The organism is Pseudoclavibacter helvolus (genome assembly GCF_014191305.1).
Lineage (GTDB): Bacteria > Actinomycetota > Actinomycetes > Actinomycetales > Microbacteriaceae > Pseudoclavibacter > Pseudoclavibacter helvolus.
Map to the genome: position 1 here is coordinate 361528 of NZ_JACHWJ010000002.1, position 19465 is coordinate 380992.

At 68.2% G+C, this 19465-nt stretch carries 14 protein-coding genes, 1 tRNA gene and 1 pseudogene; 13 read left to right on the plus strand and 3 right to left on the minus strand.

The features are described 5' to 3' along the window. Positions 1–56 precede the first annotated feature (56 nt). Complete coding sequence (locus FHX72_RS08585) at positions 57–203, plus strand: hypothetical protein (protein ID WP_156475895.1); 147 nt, start codon at positions 57–59, stop codon at positions 201–203. A 99-nt stretch (positions 204–302) separates the two neighbouring features. Continuing rightward, positions 303–1202, plus strand: coding sequence for a CPBP family glutamic-type intramembrane protease (locus FHX72_RS08590; RefSeq protein WP_183624407.1), 900 nt, complete (start codon positions 303–305; stop codon positions 1200–1202). Positions 1203–1251: 49 nt separating this feature from the next. On the opposite strand, the gene FHX72_RS08595 is transcribed toward FHX72_RS08590, so the two are convergent. Next, positions 1252–1575, minus strand: coding sequence for a branched-chain amino acid transporter permease (locus tag FHX72_RS08595; protein ID WP_068484348.1), 324 nt, complete (start codon positions 1573–1575; stop codon positions 1252–1254). Then, the gene (locus FHX72_RS08600) at positions 1568–2215 is read right to left on the minus strand and encodes an AzlC family ABC transporter permease (protein ID WP_338110091.1); all 648 of its coding nucleotides are present in this window, start codon (positions 2213–2215) and stop codon (positions 1568–1570) included. Before FHX72_RS08600 ends, FHX72_RS08595 begins: the two co-directional genes overlap by 8 nt. Positions 2216–2458: 243 nt before the next feature. Between FHX72_RS08600 and FHX72_RS08605 the strand changes: the two genes are divergently transcribed. The 4 genes from FHX72_RS08605 (at position 2459) to FHX72_RS08620 (ending at position 5538) form a co-directional block, all read left to right on the plus strand. Then, the gene (locus FHX72_RS08605) at positions 2459–2893 is read left to right on the plus strand and encodes an Lrp/AsnC family transcriptional regulator (RefSeq protein WP_068484346.1); all 435 of its coding nucleotides are present in this window, start codon (positions 2459–2461) and stop codon (positions 2891–2893) included. Then, positions 2890–4146, plus strand: coding sequence for an MFS transporter (locus FHX72_RS08610; protein ID WP_183624409.1), 1257 nt, complete (start codon positions 2890–2892; stop codon positions 4144–4146). Before FHX72_RS08605 ends, FHX72_RS08610 begins: the two co-directional genes overlap by 4 nt. Positions 4147–4302: 156 nt before the next feature. Then, positions 4303–5184, plus strand: coding sequence for an SDR family oxidoreductase (locus tag FHX72_RS08615; RefSeq protein WP_183624411.1), 882 nt, complete (start codon positions 4303–4305; stop codon positions 5182–5184). Positions 5185–5265: 81 nt separating this feature from the next. Then, positions 5266–5538: a DUF7218 family protein gene (locus tag FHX72_RS08620; RefSeq protein WP_068484339.1), complete on the plus strand. Its 273-nt coding sequence runs from the start codon at positions 5266–5268 to the stop codon at positions 5536–5538. A 25-nt stretch (positions 5539–5563) separates the two neighbouring features. Here the strand turns inward: FHX72_RS08620 and FHX72_RS08625 are convergent, their stop codons facing one another. Then, entirely contained in the window at positions 5564–6226 is a 663-nt protein-coding gene (locus FHX72_RS08625) for an MBL fold metallo-hydrolase (RefSeq protein ID WP_183624413.1), read from the minus strand. A gap of 172 nt (positions 6227–6398) precedes the next feature. Here FHX72_RS08625 and FHX72_RS08630 point away from each other — a divergent pair. The 7 genes and pseudogenes from FHX72_RS08630 (at position 6399) to FHX72_RS08660 (ending at position 19403) form a co-directional block, all read left to right on the plus strand. Next, positions 6399–6474: transfer RNA gene (locus FHX72_RS08630), tRNA-Glu, on the plus strand. A 256-nt stretch (positions 6475–6730) separates the two neighbouring features. Next, a pseudogene (locus FHX72_RS08635) lies at positions 6731–8440 on the plus strand (ABC-F family ATP-binding cassette domain-containing protein). A 132-nt stretch (positions 8441–8572) separates the two neighbouring features. Next, entirely contained in the window at positions 8573–9463 is an 891-nt protein-coding gene (locus FHX72_RS08640) for a PP2C family protein-serine/threonine phosphatase (protein WP_235812835.1), read from the plus strand. A gap of 2 nt (positions 9464–9465) precedes the next feature. After that, positions 9466–11130, plus strand: a complete 1665-nt coding sequence (locus FHX72_RS08645) for an FHA domain-containing protein (protein ID WP_183624414.1) — start codon at positions 9466–9468, stop codon at positions 11128–11130. Between the two features lie 2 nt (positions 11131–11132). Beyond that, on the plus strand, positions 11133–12896 hold the full coding sequence (locus FHX72_RS08650; RefSeq protein ID WP_183624416.1) for a serine/threonine-protein kinase: 1764 nt from the start codon (positions 11133–11135) through the stop codon (positions 12894–12896). A 26-nt stretch (positions 12897–12922) separates the two neighbouring features. Continuing rightward, complete coding sequence (locus tag FHX72_RS08655; protein WP_244964116.1) at positions 12923–13714, plus strand: FHA domain-containing protein; 792 nt, start codon at positions 12923–12925, stop codon at positions 13712–13714. A 346-nt stretch (positions 13715–14060) separates the two neighbouring features. Further along, complete coding sequence (locus FHX72_RS08660; protein ID WP_183624418.1) at positions 14061–19403, plus strand: Ig-like domain-containing protein; 5343 nt, start codon at positions 14061–14063, stop codon at positions 19401–19403. Positions 19404–19465 lie beyond the last annotated feature (62 nt).

Below are 19465 nucleotides of genomic sequence, written 5' to 3' on the forward strand. Positions count from 1 at the left end.
ACGGCGATTGGATGTGCGTACACGCAACATTCGTCGAACGTCACGGAGGTGGCCTCATGGAACTCATCACACTCGTCATCACAGGAATCTTCGCAGCCACGATCGCCGTGGCAGGCGTGACGGCGACCATGGTCGTCGTGCTCCGTGACGGCTACCGGGCCCGCCCGGTCCAGTCCAATTACGACTCCCGCCAGCCGCAGTAGTCGGCCCGCCTCGCGAGCGGCGACGCCGGCGCGGGGCAATTCTGGGGCACCCGCCGAGATTGCGGCCCGTACACTGGCCGCAACCTTGGGGGAGGCCACATGACCAGTGTCGATCACGGAGCCGACCGGGCTCCGGCCGTCAGCAGTGGCGCCGCTATTGGGAGGGCACTCGCCGCCGCGGTCGTCATGGCGATCGGCCTCGTCGCGTCGACCGAAGCCTCCGTGCTGCTGTTCGGCGTCGACGCAACCGCGGCGAGCGGGTTCGGGTTCAGGGTGCTCGTGGCGTCGTGCGTCACCGTGCTCGTCGTCGGGGCTGTCCTCCTGCTGCGGCGGCGCCTCGACCGACGCGCCCTCGCCAGCATCGGCCTGACGGGACTCCGGTCGGACGCTTCGGGGTTCGCTCTCGGCTTCGGGGTGCTCGCCGCCTCGGGAGTCGCCGTGCTCCTGCTGCTGGACCTCACGAACGTCATCCAGCTCATCGCCCTCGACCCGCTGCAACTCCTCGGCTTCCTCGCAACGAACACCGTCGTCGCGCTCCTCCTCGAGGCCATCCCAGAAGAGTTCGCCATCCGCGGCTACGCCCTCACGAACCTGCGTGACGCCTTCCCGCCTGCCGCCGCGGTTGTCCTCAACATCGCGACGTTCCTGGTCGTGCCCGTTGTCGTGCTCGCCGCCCAGTGGCTGCTCGCCGAGACGCGAGGGGTGAGCGACGGCATGCGGTTCGCGCCGGCCGGCAACGACCCGATCGTCTACTACACGATGCTCGCGGCCTTCGGGTACCTGCTGATCTGCGCGCGCGACTCAACAGCATCCGCCACCGTCTGGACCTGCATCGGCGCCCACCTCGGCTGGCTCACCATGAACCGCCTCGTGCTCGGCGTTGAGGGCGTGCAATTCGAGATGGATGAGCTTGGCATGCTGCTCTTCTTCGTGGGCTACGCGAGCCTCTCGATCATCGCCTTCAGCTGGCTCCGAGGACGACGCACGGGTGCCAGGTAGCTCGGCGTCGAGCCGATGAGGCGGGCCGGTGCTGGCGCCGGGGAAGCGGCTAGAAGAAGTTCACGAGCACAACAAACGTCGCCGTCCCGAGCCCGACGCTGAGGAGCGTTCGCCGCCCGAAACCCAGGTGCACGCCAACCGTCACTGCCAGCGCAATAGCTGCCCACAAGGCCGTGCGCGGCTCGCTCGCGAAATCGCTGAACGTCACGACCGCGAGAATCGCGAGGATTCCGGCGGGCATCCACACGGCAAGTCGCTGCACAGTCTTCGAGTCCCGCAGGGGCTTAAGTGCCGCGAACGGCAGGGCGCGCAACCCGAACGTGATCCCGCCGCACACGGCGAGTGTGCCGATGAACCACCACACGTCAAACATCGTGCACCCGCGTCTCCTTGCGGTCGCGCCGCGCGGCGAAGACCGCTCGCCCCGCGAGCGCTACGGCGAAGATGATGAGCGCCGCGAACAGGGGAGCGCCAGGCACGAACAACAGCCCGAACGACACGCTGAGGCCCGCGATGAGCAGTGACGGCACGTCTTCCCTCGAGCGGACCGCGTCGAGTGCGAGCACCGTGAACAGCGCGCACAGCGAGAACTCGAGTCCCTCGATCTCTACAGGCAGGATGCTTGCGAGCGCCACCCCGAGCAGCCCGCCGCCGACCCAGTACGTCTGCAGCGCGAGCTGCAGGGTGAGGAGGCGCGTCGCGGAGCGCTGCGCTGGCGGGATGGGGGTGATGATGGCGTACGCCTCGTCCGTCATCGCCCAGATCGAGTACAGGCGTGCGAGGCGCCCGCGCACGAGGTGCAGCGGGAACGAGAAGGCGTAGAAGACGTGGCGGAAGTTGACGAAGAACGTCGTGAGCGCCATCGTCGCGATCGGCGTCCCGGCGGCGATAAGGCCCACAAGAAGGAGCTCGATCGAGCCAGCGTAGACGAACACCGACAGTGACGGCGCGACCCACCATGGCAGTCCCGCCTGGAGAACCAGGACGCCGAAAGCCACGCCGAGCGGCACCACGCCGAGGCCAGCCGCGAGCGAATCGCGCAGTCCGGCGCGGATGCGCGCGCCGCGCGTCGCGGGTACGGCGGGTGCCGAAACGCCGCGGCCCCCGACGCTCGGTGGGGGTCGCTGCAGGCTCCGGAGGGCACGGTTCGCGTGCTTCGGGGTCTGCCGTCGTCATGCGAAAGATCTTGGCACGGAAGGCGCGCATCCCGAGAGCCAATTGGGGCACGCCGACGCCATATTCGGCAATAATCAAGTGTGGACACCATCGATCGCGCAATCGTGCGCGAACTGCAGGCAAACGCCCGACTCACGAACGCTGAACTCGCGCAGCGCGTGGGTCTCACGCCGGCGCCTTGCCTGCGACGAGTGCGTCGCCTCGAGGAAGACGGCGTCCTTCTCGGCTACCACGCGGAGGTCAACCCGGACAAGGTTGGCCGCGCCTTCAAGGTGCTCATCGATGTCGACCTCACGAGCCAGGCCCACACCACGGTCGAGGCGTTCGAGTCGCAAGCCGTCGAGCTTCCCGAGGTCACCGAGGTGCGACGCATGTTCGGCTCGCCCGACTACGCGTTTCGAGTCGAGGTCGCCGACCTCGAGAGCTTCGAGAAGCTGCTCCGCGAGAAGGTGTGGCGCCTCCCCGGCGTCCACCGCGTCACCTCCCACTTCACGATGAAGGTGCTCAAGGGGTGAGCGAATCGTCGTCGAAGCCCGCTCCGCGACGCGAACGGGCCTGGCTCGCTGCCGCGCCCGCCGTGCTCATGATGGCCTGGGGCGGCAACCAGTTCACGCCGCTCCTATTGCTCTACCGCAAGGTCGAGGGCTACTCGGCCCTGCAGGTCGACCTCTTCTTCGGCGCCTACATCATCGGGCTCATCCCCGGCTTCCTCATCGCCGGTTCGCTCTCCGACCGCTTCGGCCGCAAGCCCCTCATGGTCGCGTCCGTCGTCCTGAGCGTCGCCGCCGCTGCGGTGCTTGCGCTCGGAAGCGCGAGCCCGACCGCCATGATGGTCGGCCGCTTGCTCTCCGGTGTCTCAGTGGCCGTCGCCATGGTCGTCGGCACCACCTGGATCCGTGAGCTGTCCACGGGCATCGTTCCGCCCGCCGTCGCCGCGAGGCGCGCATCCCTCACCATCACGGCCGGGTTCCTGCTCGGCGCCGTCGCCGCCGGTCTGCTGGCCCAGTGGGCGCCATGGCCGACCCTCACCCCGTACATCGTGCAGCTCGTCCTGACGGCGATCGCCGCCGTCGCGCTCACTCGGGGAGCCGAGACCGCCGGCCCGCGGTCCCGGCAGGAAGCAGAATCCCCTCACTCGGGAGTCACCCCTCAGGCGGGGGAGGCTAGGCCGAGTCGGCCCCTCGTCGACGTGCACATCGCCCCGGAGCACCGGCGACGGTTCTTCACGGTTGTCCTGCCGATGGCACCGTGGGTGTTCGCGGCCCCGGCGCTCGCGTTCGCCGTCTCGCCCGCCATCGTCGTCGAGCAGCTCGGCGGCCTCGAAATTGCCTTCGCCGCCCTCCTGACGCTCGTGACCCTCACGGTCGGTTTCCTCATCCAGCCGAGCGTGCCGCGCATCGCGGCCCGCGTCGGGGGAGCGTCCGGCTCGCTCGGACTCGCACTGCTCGCCCTCGGCGCGCTCCTCGTCGCCGCCAACGTCGCCTTGCAGTCCCCGCTGCTCGCGTGCGCCGCGGGCGTCCTGCTCGGCGGCGCCTACGGGATCTGCATGCTCACGGGACTCGTCGAGGTGCAGGCGATGGCCGGCCGGCGCAACCTCGCGGGACTCACGGGCCTCTACTACGCCCTCACCTACATCGGCTTTGCCCTCCCCGCCATCCTCTCGGCACTCGCCCCGACCTTCGGCATGATCATCCTGCTCGTGGCAGTCGCGATCCTGGCGAGCGGATGCGCGGCGCTCGTCGCGCTCGGGGTTCGGCGCACGCGGTAGCCCCGCATCCCGAACCTGGGTGCGCGGACACCTGCTGGTCAGAGAACACCCACGTTCTGTCCCTAGCGTGAGATGGGTTCTCGGGCGGCCCACTGTTGCAGGCGAAGCGCCGTCCGCCAGTCACGACGCACAACCGACCCCCAACGGAGGCGAACGATGACCGCACTCACAGACCCACGCACGCTGTTCCGCGACAGCGGATTCCCCGACCAAGAGCAACAGCAGCCCGGTCTCACGGGCGAGACGACTCCGGCCCCGGACCACGGCGAGCACAGCTACACGGGCCACGGCAGGCTCAAGGGGCGCCGCGCGCTCATCACGGGCGGTGATTCCGGCATTGGCCGCGCCGTCGCGATCGCCTACGCCCGCGAGGGCGCCAAGGTGGCCATCTCGTACCTGCCCGAAGAAGAGGACGACGCCCAGGAGACGGCGCGCCTCATCAACGAGGCCGGCGAGACCGGGTTGCTCCTGCCCGGCGACCTCCGCAACGAGCAGTATTGCGCCGAGATCGTCCACGCAACCGTGGCGGCGTTCGGAGGCATAGACCTGTTGGTCCTCAACGCCGCTTACCAGCGCGACCGCATGAGCATCGGCGACACCCCGACCGACGAGATCCGCCGGGTCATCTCGACCAACCTCGAGGCGCCCATCTACACGCTCCGCGCCGCCGAGTCGCACCTCCCGCCCGGCGCATCCGTCATTTTCTCGTCCTCCGTACAGGGCTACGAGCCCAGCGAAGGGCTCTTCGACTACGCCATGACCAAGGCCGCCCTCGTCTCGCTCACGGAGTCGATGGCCAAGGAGTTCGGGCCGAAAGGGGTGCGCGTGAACGCGGTCGCGCCCGGGCCCATCTGGACGCCGCTCATCCCCGCCACCGGGTGGGACGAGGAGAAGCTCGCGAGCTTCGGGCAGGACACGCCCCTTGGCCGCGCGGGCCAGCCGGCCGAGCTCGCGGGCGCGTACGTCTACCTGGCCTCGGACGACGCGAGCTACACAACCGGCGCGATCATCGCTGTCACGGGTGGCAAAAACCTCTGACGGCGAGCCCGCAAGGCGAGAGCCTCCGGGCTATGGAGGGCCAGGCCCGACCCAATCGGGTCTCGACTGAGAGGAGCGGAGATGCCCAAGAAGAGCGACGACCAGCCCAGCCTGAAAGATCAGGAGCTCTACGAGAAGCTGCGCGACGAGGGCAACTCAAAGGAGAAGGCCGCCCGCATCTCGAACGCCGCGGCCAAGAGGGGGCGCGGCGCAGTGGGGAAGAAGGGTGGGGAAGCCGGTTCCTACGACGACTGGACGGTCGCCGAACTCAAGAAGCGAGCCAAGCAACTGGACCTCACGGGGTACTCGGGCAAGCGCAAGAGCGAGCTCATCGAAATGCTCCGCGAGCACTGATGCTCGCGCTGCCCCGCGGTGGGAGTTAGTCGAGCTCGAGCGTCTCGAACGGCTGCAGGTCGATGAGCTGCGCGCCCGCCCGCTCGGCCGACTCCCGCAACCGGGTCGTGGCGAGCGCCTTCCCGAGCTTCGCGAGCAGCATCTCGTGCACGGGCAGCACCCGCTTCGGACGAACCCGCTCGATGTAGTCCATCGACTCGGCAACGCGCATCCACGGCGCGTTCGCGCAGACGGCAAGCACGTCGATGTCGACGCCTTCCGGCGCGACGTAAGCGTCGCCGCCGTAGTAAAGGGCGCCGTGTTCGACCAGTACGCCGATGTTCTCGATGCGGGGGATCGAGCTGTGGATGATCGCGTGCTCGCCGCCGAAGAACTCCAGGTCGAACCCTCCGACGAGCACGGACTCGCCCGCGGCGACGTCGATGACCTCGCCGATGTCTGGCAGGTTCGCCGCCAGGATTTTCTCGGCGGCGGAGGTTGTCGTGAAGATCGGCGTCTTCGGGTTCCTGGCGAGGATGCGGGTCAGCTGCTCAGGGGTCCAGTGGTCGTCGTGCTCGTGCGTGATGACGATCGCGACCGTTCCGGCGGCTTCCGTGATCGGCGTCGTGAACTTGCCCGGATCGATGAAGAGTCGTGAGCCGCTCTTCTCGATCGAGAGTGCTGCGTGTTCAAGCTTGGTCAGGCGCATGATCCTCCTCGGTTCAGGTGGCCCCTTGGACACCGGACCGACGCGTCAACGCTAGCAACCGGCGTCTGGCCGGACCCTCAACAAGCCCGGAACGGCGGGCGACGCGCCGCCGCCCACACTCCGACTTGCGCTGGCTTCACCCGGTGTGCCAGAATATCCGAGTTGCCAAAACGGTCCCATCGTTTAGCGGCCTAGGACACCGCCCTCTCACGGCGGCAGCGCGGGTTCGAATCCCGCTGGGATCACCAACGGAAGCCCGGTTCGAGAATTCTCTCGCACCGGGCTTTCTGCATGCCTGTCCTTAATTGCACTCCGTGCCCCTCATCTCTCGGTTGACGCTTCTCGTGAGCAGGGATACGTTGGTGTGATTCCTGTTCCCGAAAGATTGGCAGGCCGGTGAGGATTCTCGACGCCCCCGTAACGCACACTGTGCGCTGACGATCGTCGAACCCACCTTCTGAGGCTTCCGGTGTCAGTGCGCGCACTGAACCACTAGGGAGCCCCATGTCTACGACGACACCCCACAACACCTTTCCACTCGCGTTCGACCTCCTCAGCCTGAACTGGCCAGATGGGACCCCCGCGCTCGACGCACTTTCTGGCGCCTTCCCGCCGGGCAGAACCGGCCTCGTGGGCCGCAACGGCAGCGGCAAGTCGACGCTCCTGCGCCTCCTCGCGGGCGAGCTCGCCCCGACCGGCGGAGTCCTACGGGCTGCTGCCGATGTGGCGTACCTCCCGCAGCAGCTGACGCTCGATACCGATCTCCCGGTCACGGCCCTCCTCGGCGTCGATGCCAAGATCGCCGCCCTGCGCGCCATCGACGGTGGCTCCATCGATCCCGCCGACTACGAAACGCTCGGCGACGACTGGGATATCGACGTGCGCGCTGAAGCCGCGCTCCGAAACCTCGGTCTCGATGAGGCGATGCTCACGCGTACCGTCGGCGGCCTCTCCGGCGGTGAGGCGATGCTCGTGGCCGTAGCGGGGCTCCGCCTCGGCGGTGCCCCCATTGTCTTGCTCGACGAGCCGAGCAACAACCTCGACCGGGATGCACGCGAGAAGCTCACCGCACTCGTCTCGTCGTGGCGGGGCACACTCGTCATCGCGAGCCACGACGAGGAGCTGCTCGAGCACGTCGACCAGATCACCGAGCTGCGGCGAGGCGAGATCAGCCTCACGGGCGGCGGGTACTCTCTCTATCTCGAACAGCTCCAGCGCGAGCAGAACGCGGCCGCACAGGCGCTGCGCTCAGCGGAGGGTGCGCTCAAGTCCGAGCAGCGCGACCGGAGAGAGGCCGAAGCCAAGATCGCGGGCAGCCTCCGAGCCGGGAAGAAGGCGCAGGCCAACAAGCGCGCGCCGAAGATCCTCATGAACGGGCAGAAGGCTCGGGCCCAGGTCTCCGCGGGGAAGCTGAGGGGAGAACACGACGCACGCCTGGCGGACGCTCGAGACGCCGTTGAGCGGGCCGAGGGTCGCGTGCGGGACGACGCGAGCATCCGCATCCAACTGCCTGACCCCGACGTCGCTACATCTCGTCGCCTCGCGACCCTCGAGTTGCCCGTTGAATCCGGTGGGCTCCGGCCCGTTGTCCTCATGGGGCCGGAACGGATCGCGCTCACGGGGCCGAACGGATCGGGCAAGACCACGCTCCTCGACGCCATCGCCGCCTCGGCTCAAGCGCTTGGCGGAGGTGGCGTCGATGGCGGAGCTGGCGCCGATGCCGCCGAGGGGACAGTGCGCGTCAGCACGCGAGGGGGAGCGTGGGTGGAGGCATCTACCTCCCGCGTCGGCTACCTGCGTCAGCGCCTCGACGGACTCGACGACGCGGCGAGCGTGCTCGAGAACGTGCAGCGATCGGCCCCCGAGACAGCCGTGCAGGAACTGCGCGCGTAGCTCGCCCGCTTCCTGCTCAGAGGCGCCGTCGTCGACAGGCCCGTCTCGTCGCTCTCCGGCGGGGAGCGCTTCCGGGTCTCGCTCGTGCGGCTCCTGCTCGCGACCCCGCCCGCGCAGCTCCTGCTCCTCGACGAGCCCACCAACAACCTCGACAGGGAGTCGGCCGCGCAACTCGTCGACGCGCTGCGCGACTACCGGGGCGCTCTGCTCGTCGTGAGCCACGACGAGCGGTTCCTCGGGCGGCTCGAACTGACCGGGCGCCTCAAGCTGACCCGCTCCGGGGGCCTCGATCCGGCGGGCGACATCGTTGAAGAAGCCTGAGACTGTGGCGGTCTCGCTGGCCGGTCTCGCAGCAGGGCCGCCGCAATGCCACAATGGACGCACGCGCGATCTACGCGTACAAGGTGTGCCTTCGGGGCAGGCCACCCGGGCAGAGTTCCAGAGGTGCTATTTGTGAATACTGAACTGGCTTCGTCGTACGCACGCGCGGAGGAAGCTGTTGCGCTGCGCGTGAGTGCCGCCAGCGACGTCGGAAGCGTGCGCCAGGTCAACGAGGACTCCGTGCTCGCGCGCATGCCCGTGTTCTTCGTCGCAGACGGGATGGGCGGCCACGCCTACGGCGACCGGGCGAGTCAGACGGTCGTCGCGACCTTTGACGAGGAGTTCCAAGTCGAGGAGCCTGCGACGCCTGACCGCGTCCTTCGCACCATCGACCGTGCCAACCAGGCAGTCCAGGACCTCGTGACCGAGGCCGACGGCCCAGGCGCCGTCGCCGGCACCACGCTGTCCGGCATCGCGCTCGTCGACCTCGCGGACCTCGGCGCCGAGCTGCTGCACTGGATGATCTTCAACGTCGGCGACTCTCGCGTCTACGGCTGGAACGGCCGCGCCCTCGTGCAGGTCACCGTCGATCACTCCGCCGTGCAGGAGATGGTGGCCATGGGCCTCATCTCGGCAGCGGATGCGCTCATCCACCCCGACCGCAACGTCATAACTCGCGCAGTCGGCTCCGAGAGCGACGTCGAGGCCGACATCTGGCTCATGCCAGTGCACGGCCACCAGGTATTCCTCGTCTGCTCGGACGGCCTCACGAAGGAGCTCAGCGACGAGCAGATCTCGCAGGTCATGCTCGATTACCACTCGGACCCGGAGCCGGAACTGACGCTCGCGGAGACGCTCGTGCAGACCGCCGTCGAGGTGGGAGGACGCGACAACGTCAGCGTCGTCGTCATCGACTCCGAGTACGCCAACGCCGACCAGGCCTCCGCGATGCCGATCGTCACGACAGGGCCGATCGCTGCTCCGCCCGCGGATGACACCTTCGAAGACACGACGCCGAGGTAACCATGACCGAGGCACTCAACGAGGTCGAGGCTGAAGCTTCCGTGATCTTCCGCCAGCGCCGCCACGCCCTCCTGGTCCTGAGGCCGCTCGCGTCTTCGCAGCTGGCAGACCCGGCCCTTGAGAGCGACGCGGGCTGCGAGGCAGGCGGCGCCCTCGGGGCGGCTCGCCTGGCTTTCGGAGACGGCGCGCTCTCGCACGACAGGGTCTTCGCGGCCCTCCTCGGTGGCGGCCCGCTCAGCGAAGTCGCCCCATTCGTGTACCTGATCGCCGAGGGCAACGGCCTTCGTGTCATCGCCAGAGGGCCGCTGCGCGTTGTCGAGCTCCCGAACGCGCCGCAGGTCGGGATCCGCCCATCGGTCATCAATTCTGGCGACGCTCTGACGTGGGTCGAGGCCGTCCTCCCAACTGCTCGAGGAGTCGAGGTCACCGTCCACGACGATCGGCGTGGGCTCGACGAGGTGCCCATCCAGCTGTTCTTCGCCGAGCGTGACGAGGAGATCTCGGAGACGCTCGCGCCTGCGAACGAGGCCCCGGAGACGGCAGCAGACCCGGACCTCGACGGCGCCGTCGGCCCAGGCGAGGCAGTGCAGGAGGGGGACATGCTCGAGGAGCAGACCCCGTCTGAGGATCGAACCCCGTCCGAGGAGCAGATTCCGTCCGACGACTCAGCAGCCGACGCGAGCGACGAACTCCCAGAGGCGACGATCATCGAGCTTCCGTCCGACGACGAGCTGGCTCTCGAGGACGGGCAGGCTCTCGAGGACGGGCAGGCTCTCGGAGACTCACTGGAATCCGGTGGAGACTCGGAGTCCGACGGCGAGCCGAACCGCGGCGCGCACACCTTCCCTGTCCCGATTCTCGACGCCGAGGCGCAGGCAGACCTGGTCGGGGAGCACGACGGTCGCACGATTCTCAGCGACGAAGCGAGCCGCATCCGACAGGAGGCGTCAGCACGACGCGCTGCCCGCCAGGAGTCGCGGAATGACGCGGACTCGCGCTCGGAGCCACGCGAGCTCGGTGAGCACGACGGCTTCACCGTCGTGGCAGCCTCTCTGCGTGATCTTCGCGGTGGCGCGATAAATCAAGCGGGTCTCGGCGAGCTCGGTGAGACCGTGCTCGCGCAGGCGCTGTCCTTCGAGACCCACCCGGAGGGGGGAGTTACGCCGCTCGCAACCCGGATGGCCCCGCCTGCTCCGACGACACCGACGGCTCCTCCGGTCGCCGCCGCGCCGAGCGCCTCCCCGGAGCCGTTCATCGCCCATCAATCGCCCGCACCCACCGCGCCAGACCAGCGCCGCGCGCACGGCGAAGCCGCGTACATCGTCGAACTCTCCACTGGCGGCACGGTCGAGCTCGCTGGCCCGCTTGTGCTCGGCCGAGCGCCCAACATGGGATCTGAGCAGACGGGAGGTGTCGAGCCACGCCACGTCAAGCTGTCAGGCGCCACCGACATCTCTCGCAACCACGTGCTCTTGAGCGTCGAGGGCGGCGTCATCGTGGTCACCGACCTGCACTCGCGCAATGGCACCGACGTCGTCATGCCTGGCCGCGGGCCCCAGCGCTTGCGTGCTGGCGAGCCGACCGCGGTCATGCCAGACACGGTCATCGACCTCGGCAGCGGCATCTTCCTGACCGTGCGGAACCTGTCGATGACGGCGAGGCACTAGGCATGGCCGGGCAGCGACGCTCGCCAGCGGAGCCGCCCGAGATTCCTGGCTACGTCTACCGAAAGCACTTAGGTTCCGGCGGATTCTCCGACGTGTTCCTCTACGAGCAGCAGTTCCCGAGACGGCTCGTGGCGGTCAAGGTGCTCCTCGGCGGAGACGACCTCGGCGAGACGAGCAGGCAAGCGTTCATCGGCGAAGCCAACCTCATGGCGCAGATGTCGTCACACCCCTACATCGTCACGATCTTCCAGGCGGATGTGGCCGGCGACGGCAGGCCCTACTTCATCATGGAGTTCGCGTCGGGGCTGAGCCTGTCTGAACGCTACAAGCGCGAGCAGATCCCGGTCGAAGAGGTGCTCCGCACCGGAGTGCGCATCTCCAGCGCGGTCGCGACGGCGCACGCCGTCGGGATCTTGCACCGGGACGTGAAGCCCGCGAACATCCTCACCAACGACTTCGGCTGGCCCGCACTCACCGACTTCGGCATCTCGTCAGCGGTCGACGATGAGCTCGCCGACGCGGGCGAACTCGTCGAGGCGGCCCCGGCAGGCGGAGGCGGGCTCTCGGTCCCGTGGTCCCCTCCGGAGATGTTCGAGGACGAGCCGAAGCCGGATGTGCGCAGCGAGGTGTTCTCCCTGGGCGCCACGGTCTTCTCGCTCGTCGCCGGTCACACCCCATTCGAACGACCCGGCCAGAAGAACACCACACTCGACCTCATCTCCCGCATCGAGCGCGGAGCCATCTCACCCATCGACCGAGGCGACGTGCCCCGTTCGCTCGTGAGCGTGCTCCACAAGGCCATGGCACGAAATCCCGCGCACCGCTACCAGAGCGCGGTCGAGTTCGCCTACGCGCTGCAGCGGGTCGAGTTGGAGCTGAACTACGCGCCGACCGCAATCGATGTCCCGAACATGACGATCTCAGCGCCGGCAGCGACCGGCGACGGGGATGTCGACGCGACGAGCCTGCGTCCCGTCTCCCTGATCAACGCACAGGTGCACGAGGGGGCAAGGGCCAGCAAGGCCGAGCTGACCTCGGCCCGCGCCGTCGTGCGCGTTGCGGCCCAGCAGGCGCCTGGTGGCTTCGCGGCACGGTACGAGACCGCCAGTGGGCCTCGCCCTGGCCGGAAGGTTCGGGGGCCAGAGCACACCGGCGGGCAGGCGATCGACGACTCCGGCCCGACCACTGCTCGCCGCATCACGACCCCGGGCCGGGCAGTTCCCGGACCCGCGCCGCTGGCACCGGACTTCGGCGGCGCATCCGCCGCTCCGAACCCCCAGTTCCCCGGCGGCAGTGCCTCGATGGCCGATGAACTGGCTCGCGTGAGTGAGGCCAACGCCGCCGCAAGCCAGAAGAAGCTGTCGCGCAATGGGCTCGTCGGCATCATCGCCGGAGGACTGGTGGTGGTTATCGGCGTCGCCGCGGCGGTCGCGTGGATGCTCACCCCGGGCGACGAGGAGATCGGGCGCGCGACCGCAACTCCCGTGTCGATCGAGGCAGGCGGCTTCCCCCCGGTTCTTGTCGCCCCCGTCGCCGTGCGTAGCCTCGACGGGTCCGTCACCTTCTCGTGGTCGAACCCCGACCCGAAGCCCGGCGACGTCTACTACTGGACGATGGGCGAGGGCGGGAAGGACGGGTCGACAACAAGTGAAACGTCGGTCGTCATCCCGGGAATCGCTGACGGCGCGCTCACCTGCATCGAGGTTGAGATTCGACGCGGCGGAAAGGTCAGCCCGGAGCCGCTCGAGGTCTGCTACCCGCAATGACCTCGTCGATCAGCCATGATGGTCATATGAGTGAGAGCAAGTACACCTCCGCCGCGGAAGCGAACGAGGTCCCTGAAGAGGCCGTCGAGATCCCGGACAGTGACGAGCGCGTCGTCAGCCAGGTGCCGCCACTCGGGCCGCTCCGCCTGGAGTTCGTGGGCGAGTGGTACGAGCTCGACCCGGCCGAGCCGTTCACGATCGGCCGCGACGCTGACCTCGTGATCGACGAGAACCCGTACCTGCACCGCCAGTTCCTTGTCCTCCAGGCGGAGTTCGGGATGTGGTGGCTCTCGAACGTCGGCTCCGTGCTCTCGGCGACCGTGACCGACGATTCAGGCCAAGTCCAGTCGTGGCTCTCGCCCGGCGCGAAGCTGCCCGTCGTGTTCCAGCACATGCAGGTCATGTTCACGGCCGGTTCGACCACGTACGACTTCGCCATCCACTCGGCATCTGACTTCTACAACACCTCGCACGTGAACATGTCGCCGTCCGGCAACACGACGCAGGCGGTCATCCACCTCACCGAGTCCCAGCGCGAGCTGATCCTCGCCCTGGCGGAGGATGTCCTGCGCAACTCCGTACCTGGCCGCGGCGTCATCCCGAGCTCCGCGGACGCGGCGGCGCGCCTGGGCTGGACCCTCCCGACGTTCAACCGCAAGCTCGACAACGTCTGCGACAAGCTCGACAAGTTCGGAGTCTCGGGACTGCGAGGCGGCCGCAACAAGCTCGCGTCGAACCGTCGCGCACGCCTCGTCGAGTACGCGATCTCGACGCGACTCGTGACACCGGAGGATCTCGACACCCTCGACCGTCGCTGACGAGGCCGCGCGGCACCCCGCCTCGATCACGAAGGTCCTGGTGGCCTACTCCACAGCAGGGCGCACCTAGGGAGTGTCTGACAATGGATCGCCGCAGCGAGCACGGCCTGGTCGTGCGAGATGCAAGGCGGAGAACGAAGCCCAATGCGGAGCATTGCGTGAGTTCTCCAACGCAGCAGATCGCGCGATCAGGACGAGCGGAGTAGGCGAGACATTGTCAGACACGACCTAGTCGAGAGGACTACGGGGAGCTCTACCGGTCGCGCTTGTGTCGAGTCCTCGTGCACAATGAAGTTTGGTGCGCTCTGGACGAGGCGCTGACGAGTTCTGCCGGGGGTGGGGAAGCATGCGCGGAACATCGCCGACCTCGCGAGGCCGCCGACAGCTCGCGATGACGCTTGTGCTTGCCTTGCTCATCGGCACGCCTCTCCTCTTCGCCTTGCTCCACGAGGGCTTCCCCGCCGCCGAGATCGAGCTGGAGAGCAGCGACGTCTGGGTCTCCAACAGCCAGGACCTCCGGGCGGGAAGACTCAACGCGCAGATCCAGGAGCTCGACGCGAGCGTCAGCCTCGTGACGGCCGACGTCGGCATCCTCCAGGACGGCGACACCGTCTTCTTGCACGACCAGACGAGCGGCTCGCTCGGCCGCGTCGACCCGGCGATGACCGACCTGCGCGAGAGCATCCTGACCCCGGCGGGCAGCCGGAGCGCCTACGGTGCCGGCGTGATCGCACTGCTCGACCCCGCGACCGGCAGCCTCTGGCTCATCGACGCCACGCAGCCGCTGGCCTTCGACGCGGCAACGGCTGAGCCCGTCGCCGAGCTCGGGGCCGACGCGCAGGTCGTCGTGACCTCGCTTGGCACGGTGCTCGCGGTGTCGCCCGAGAAGCAGCAGATCCTCCGCATCGAGGGCATCGGCGCCGAGCAGCGCTGGGAACCCATGGCGAGCGCGCCACGCGCCTACGAGTTGACGGCCGTCGGAGAGCAGCCCGTCGTCTTCGACACCCAGGCGAGCACGCTGCTTGTCGACGGCCAGACTCGCGAGGTTCCCAAGAGCACGCTCCGAGTCCAGCTACCGGGTGCCGCGGCCCCCGAGGTCGTGCTGGCGACGGTCGACGGGATCCTGCGGGTGCCTCTGAGCGGCGGCGAGCCCACTGGAGTGCCTGCCGGTATCGTCGGCTCGCAGGCCACCTCGGCTGGCACGGCGCGCCCTGCCGTCGTCGGCGGATGCACGCACGCGGCTTGGGGTCAGGCCGCCGCGACGATGGTGGTGTGCGGCGACGACGAACCCCGTGTGCAGTCGATGTCGACGGCTCCACTCGGGGAGATCCTCTACCGCGTGAACCGCAACGTCGTCGCCCTCAACGACGTCGCAACCGGCCAGGTGTGGCTGCCGCAGGAGAACATGCGGCTGGTGGAGAACTGGAACGAGCTTGTGCCACCGGAGGACACCGACGGCGTCGAGGGCGAGAACGAGGCGACGGAGGAGTCCTTCGAGGCCACGCTCGCCGAGCGAGGCGAGGAGAACACTCCACCGGAACTCATCGACGATTCCTTCGGCGTGCGCGCAGGCTCGACGGGCTACCTGACCGTGCTCGACAACGACTCGGACGTCGACGGTGACATCCTCACGATCGCTGGGCTTTCGGGCGAGGTGCCGGAGTCATTCGGAGAGCTTCGGCTCATCGACGCCGGACGCGCCCTGCAGTTCCGTGCCGCAGATGGCGCATCCGGTGAGCAGACCCTGACGTACACCGCCACGGACGGCAGACCGGGTGGCGTCGCGGATGCGCGGCTCACGATCCGCATCCAGCCAGCTGACGCCGAGAACCAGACGCCTACGACGAACCGGACGAGCACCGTCGCAGTCGAGGCTGGCCAGAAGATCTCCTACAACGTCATGCCCGACTGGGTCGACCCGGAGGGCGACCCGATCTTCCTGCAGGGCGCTACGGCCCCGGTCGGCGACGCCGTCAGCTTCACCCCTGACGGCCGCATCACCTTCACTGCCGTCAGCGCCGAGCTGGGGGAGCGGGTCGTGCCATACCTCGTCTCGGACGGCACCTCGCAGGCCGCGGGCGAGCTGCGCGTCCGCGTCGAGGCCCCGGGAACCCTCGGCCCGGTCGGTACCCCCGACTACGCGAAAGGTGTCGTGGGTGAGCCCATCACGGCTCAGCCCCTCGTGAACGACCTCTCGCCGAACGGGCAGGCCCTCGGACTCGTGGAGATCGCTGAGCTCGGCACGGCGACGGGAGGGGCGAGCTTCAACCCCGACCTCGGCACCGTCACCTTCGTCTCCGAGACCGCCATGACCGCGTACGTGCAGTACACGCTCACGGCAGGCGGTGCGACCTCGGTCGGCATCATCCGCTTCGACGTCGAAGAGCCAGCGGCGGAGCCGACGCAGGTGACGGCCGTGCGTGACCTCGCCTACCTGCGTCCCGGCCAGTCGAACGCCGTGAACGTGCTCGGGAACGACGTCTCGACGGGTACCGGTGTGCTATCCGTGCAGAGCGTCGAGACGACGGATGCGGCGCGGATCGCTGGCCTGGCCGTCGAGCTCATCGACAACACGATCGTGCGGCTCTCATCGCAGTCGGCGATCCAGCAGCCCATCGAGCTCCCGTACACGATCACGGACGGTACCGCGACGTCCGTCGGGTTCATCGTCGTCGTCCCGGTCGAGCCCGCAGTGACGCACGAGCCTCCGGTGGCAGTCGACGACACGAGGCGTGTGCGCGCAGGCGACTACACGAGTGTCTCCGTGCTCGAGAACGACTCGCACCCGGACGAGGCGCAGATGTCGCTGGCACCAGAGCTCAACAATGTGCAGGTCGGCGACGGCTACGCCTTCGTCTCAGGCGACGACGTCCGCCTCCAAGCGCCGACCGAACCGGGCAGCTACTCGCTCGGGTACACCGTCATCGACGAGCACGGGGAGCAGGCCGGCGCCAACGTCTCTTTCCAGGTCACGGCCCCGGATGAGTCGAGCAACAGGCCCCCGGCACCTGGCGTGGATACGGCGCGGGTGTTCGAGGGCGCAAGCGTCCGCATCGAGGTGCCGCTGAGCGGCATCGACCCGGACGGCGACTCCGTCGAGCTCACGCAGCTCATCGACGTGCCAAAGCTCGGCTCGGTGCGCGAGGTCACGCAGACCTCCTTCATCTACGAGGCGTTCGCGGGCGCCGCCGGCACCGACGTCCTGCGCTACGAGGTCGTGGACGGCTACGGCCAGCGGGCGGAGGGCACAATCAGGGTCGGTGTCGTCGCGCGGCCCGCCGCGACGTCGCCTCCCGTTGCTGTCGACGACAATGTCCGTGCCAAGCCAGGCTCGCGCATGGCGGTGCCCGTCCTGCAGAACGACTCGGACCCGAACGGGTACAAGCTCGAGCTCGTGCCGGAACTCGTCGGCGTCGACGCGAGCCTTGAAGCCGAGGTCGACGGCGAGTCCGTCATCGTCACGGTGCCAAGCGAGGGCGAGTTCATCTCCGTGCCGTACACGATCACGAACGGCCAGGGTGGGCAGGACGCCGCCTTCATCCACGTGACGATGAGCGCGGACGCACCGACGCTCCCACCCACGGCGACCGACCACGTCGTGCGCCTCGACGACTTCGCCGGGGCTGAGACGCTCAGCGTCAACGTGCGCGATGGCGCCGCGAACCCTGGGGGCCGCGTGAGCGAGCTCGCGGTCGACCTCGTGGGCACCGGCGCAGGGGCTGCGGAGGTCGAGGAGGACGGCCGCGTGACGGTGTCGCTCAGCGACGTCAGGCAGATCATCGTGTACCGGCTCACGGCCGCAGACACGGGCCTCACCGCTGCTGGCTTCCTCATGATTCCCGCGCTCATCACGGAGGAGTCGAAGCGCCAGTCTCCGTTCCTCATCCCCGATCTGCCAGCCCAGAAGGTGAAGGCCGGCGAATCCATCTCGTGGGACGTCAACGACCTCGTGCGCGCACCGTCGGGCAATAGGGTCGCCCTCATCAACCCGGAGCAGGTGTGGGCCGAGCAGGCCGACGGAAGCACCCTCGTGCAGGGCGATACAAAACTGAGTTTCACGCCGAAGCCCGGGTTCCGCGGGCCCGCCTCCATCACCTTCCAGGTCTCGGATGCGCAGGGCGACAACGATCCGAACGCCGGCATCGCGACCATCCGCGTGCCGATCACGGTCGGCGACCCCGACTTCTTCGACGTCGCACCGACGTTCGTGGCCCCACAGCTCACCGTCGAGCAGGGGACAGAGCAGAGCTTCGACCTGCGAACGGCCACTGGCCACCCCAACAAGGACGTCCTGCCGCAGGTGCAGTTCTCGAAGCTGACGGGTGGTTCCGGTGACCTGAAGGCGAGCCTCGACGGCAGCACCGTCAAGGTCGGGGCGGGCGTGACCGCGAAGGTCGGCACCGTCGCGAAGTACACCGTGACCTACACGTTCCGCGACTTCGTGCAGACGGGAACCGTCACGGTGACGGTCGTCTCGACCTCAAAGCCCCTGCCGCGCGCCGTGCCAGACGAGCAGCTCGCGCGCCGCAACGAGACCGTCACGATGAACGTCACCGGCAACGACTTCAACCCGTTCCCCGAGTCGCCGCTCAGGCTCATCTCGGCAAGCGAGGTTTCGGGAGCCGGCTCCGGCGCCGCCGTGTCGATTGTCGACGGGCAGGTCCGCATCGTTCCCAAGGCGAACTTCATCGGTACCATCACCGTCAGCTACCGCATCGGCGACCAGACCGGCGACCCGCTCCGCGAGACGACGGGGCTCGCGACCGTCCAGGTGCAGGACGTGCCTGGCGCGCCGACCACCGTGACGCTCGCGAAGGGCAGCGCCCTCGGCACCTTGGTCGTGAGCTGGTCAGGTGCCGTCTCGAACGGGCAGGAGATCACCGGCTATGAGGTGACGCTCACGGGCGGCCCTGTGCCAATCGAGAAGTCAGCCGGTCTCGCCAACAGCGTGACGTTCACCGCGGCGGACGGGCTTCTGCCCGGCCGCGAATACACGGCCACCGTGCGTGCCGCAAACGGACTCGGATTCGGACCACCCGCCAGCTCCGCCGGTGCGAAGCCGATAGACCTTCCACAAGCCCCGCAAGGTCTCAGCCTGCCGGACAAGTTGGCGGTACCCGGCGAGCTCACGGGCTCGCTGACAGCAGAATGGTCTGCGCCAACAGCGGATGGCGGCGGCCTCACCGGCTACGACGTGACGGTGCAGATCGGCACGCAGGCCCCGACGACCACAAGCGTGCCGGCCACTCAGCTGTCGTTCGAGATCACGGGGATCACAATCCCGAAATCAGCGTCGACGCAGGTGACTGTCTATGTGGCTGCGAAGAACGAGGCTGGCGTCTCGAACGCCACAGGCAAAGTCTTCGGCAACCTGATCTACACGCCTCTCTACAAGGTCAGCGTCACTGGCGGCAAGGCTGTTGAGGGAGAGCCCGACGATGTCAAGAGCTTCGTCATCAAGGGGGAGGACTTCCTGGCGGCAACGTCCTACGACGTCAAGTGCTACAGCAACAACAAGCCGGGAGACGATAAGTCGGTCGGTGGGCAGTCCGGAGTGAGCGCCACCGCGCTGAACTCCGAAGGCGGGGTCAACATTCCGAACTGCAAGGGGAGCCTCGGCGGGTACTGGGTGGAGATCATCGACAAGGGTGCAATCGTCGTGACGAGCCCCGTGCTGGAGAAGTGGTAGCCGAATGTCGGTGGCAGAAGAGACGATCAACAGAGGCGGCCCACAGCCGTCGCGAAGAGGAG

Excerpts from the sequence above, each read along its gene's own strand:
- FHX72_RS08585 (WP_156475895.1), top strand. The coding sequence starts at position 57 with ATGGAACTCATCACACTCGTCATCACAGGAATCTTCGCAGCCACGATC.
- FHX72_RS08590 (WP_183624407.1), top strand. The coding sequence starts at position 303 with ATGACCAGTGTCGATCACGGAGCCGACCGGGCTCCGGCCGTCAGCAGT.
- FHX72_RS08595 (WP_068484348.1), bottom strand. The coding sequence starts at position 1,575 with ATGTTTGACGTGTGGTGGTTCATCGGCACACTCGCCGTGTGCGGCGGG.
- FHX72_RS08615 (WP_183624411.1), top strand. The coding sequence starts at position 4,303 with ATGACCGCACTCACAGACCCACGCACGCTGTTCCGCGACAGCGGATTC.
- FHX72_RS08620 (WP_068484339.1), top strand. The coding sequence starts at position 5,266 with ATGCCCAAGAAGAGCGACGACCAGCCCAGCCTGAAAGATCAGGAGCTC.
- FHX72_RS08625 (WP_183624413.1), bottom strand. The coding sequence starts at position 6,226 with ATGCGCCTGACCAAGCTTGAACACGCAGCACTCTCGATCGAGAAGAGC.
- FHX72_RS08645 (WP_183624414.1), top strand. The coding sequence starts at position 9,466 with ATGACCGAGGCACTCAACGAGGTCGAGGCTGAAGCTTCCGTGATCTTC.
- FHX72_RS08650 (WP_183624416.1), top strand. The coding sequence starts at position 11,133 with ATGGCCGGGCAGCGACGCTCGCCAGCGGAGCCGCCCGAGATTCCTGGC.
- FHX72_RS08655 (WP_244964116.1), top strand. The coding sequence starts at position 12,923 with ATGAGTGAGAGCAAGTACACCTCCGCCGCGGAAGCGAACGAGGTCCCT.
- FHX72_RS08660 (WP_183624418.1), top strand. The coding sequence starts at position 14,061 with ATGCGCGGAACATCGCCGACCTCGCGAGGCCGCCGACAGCTCGCGATG.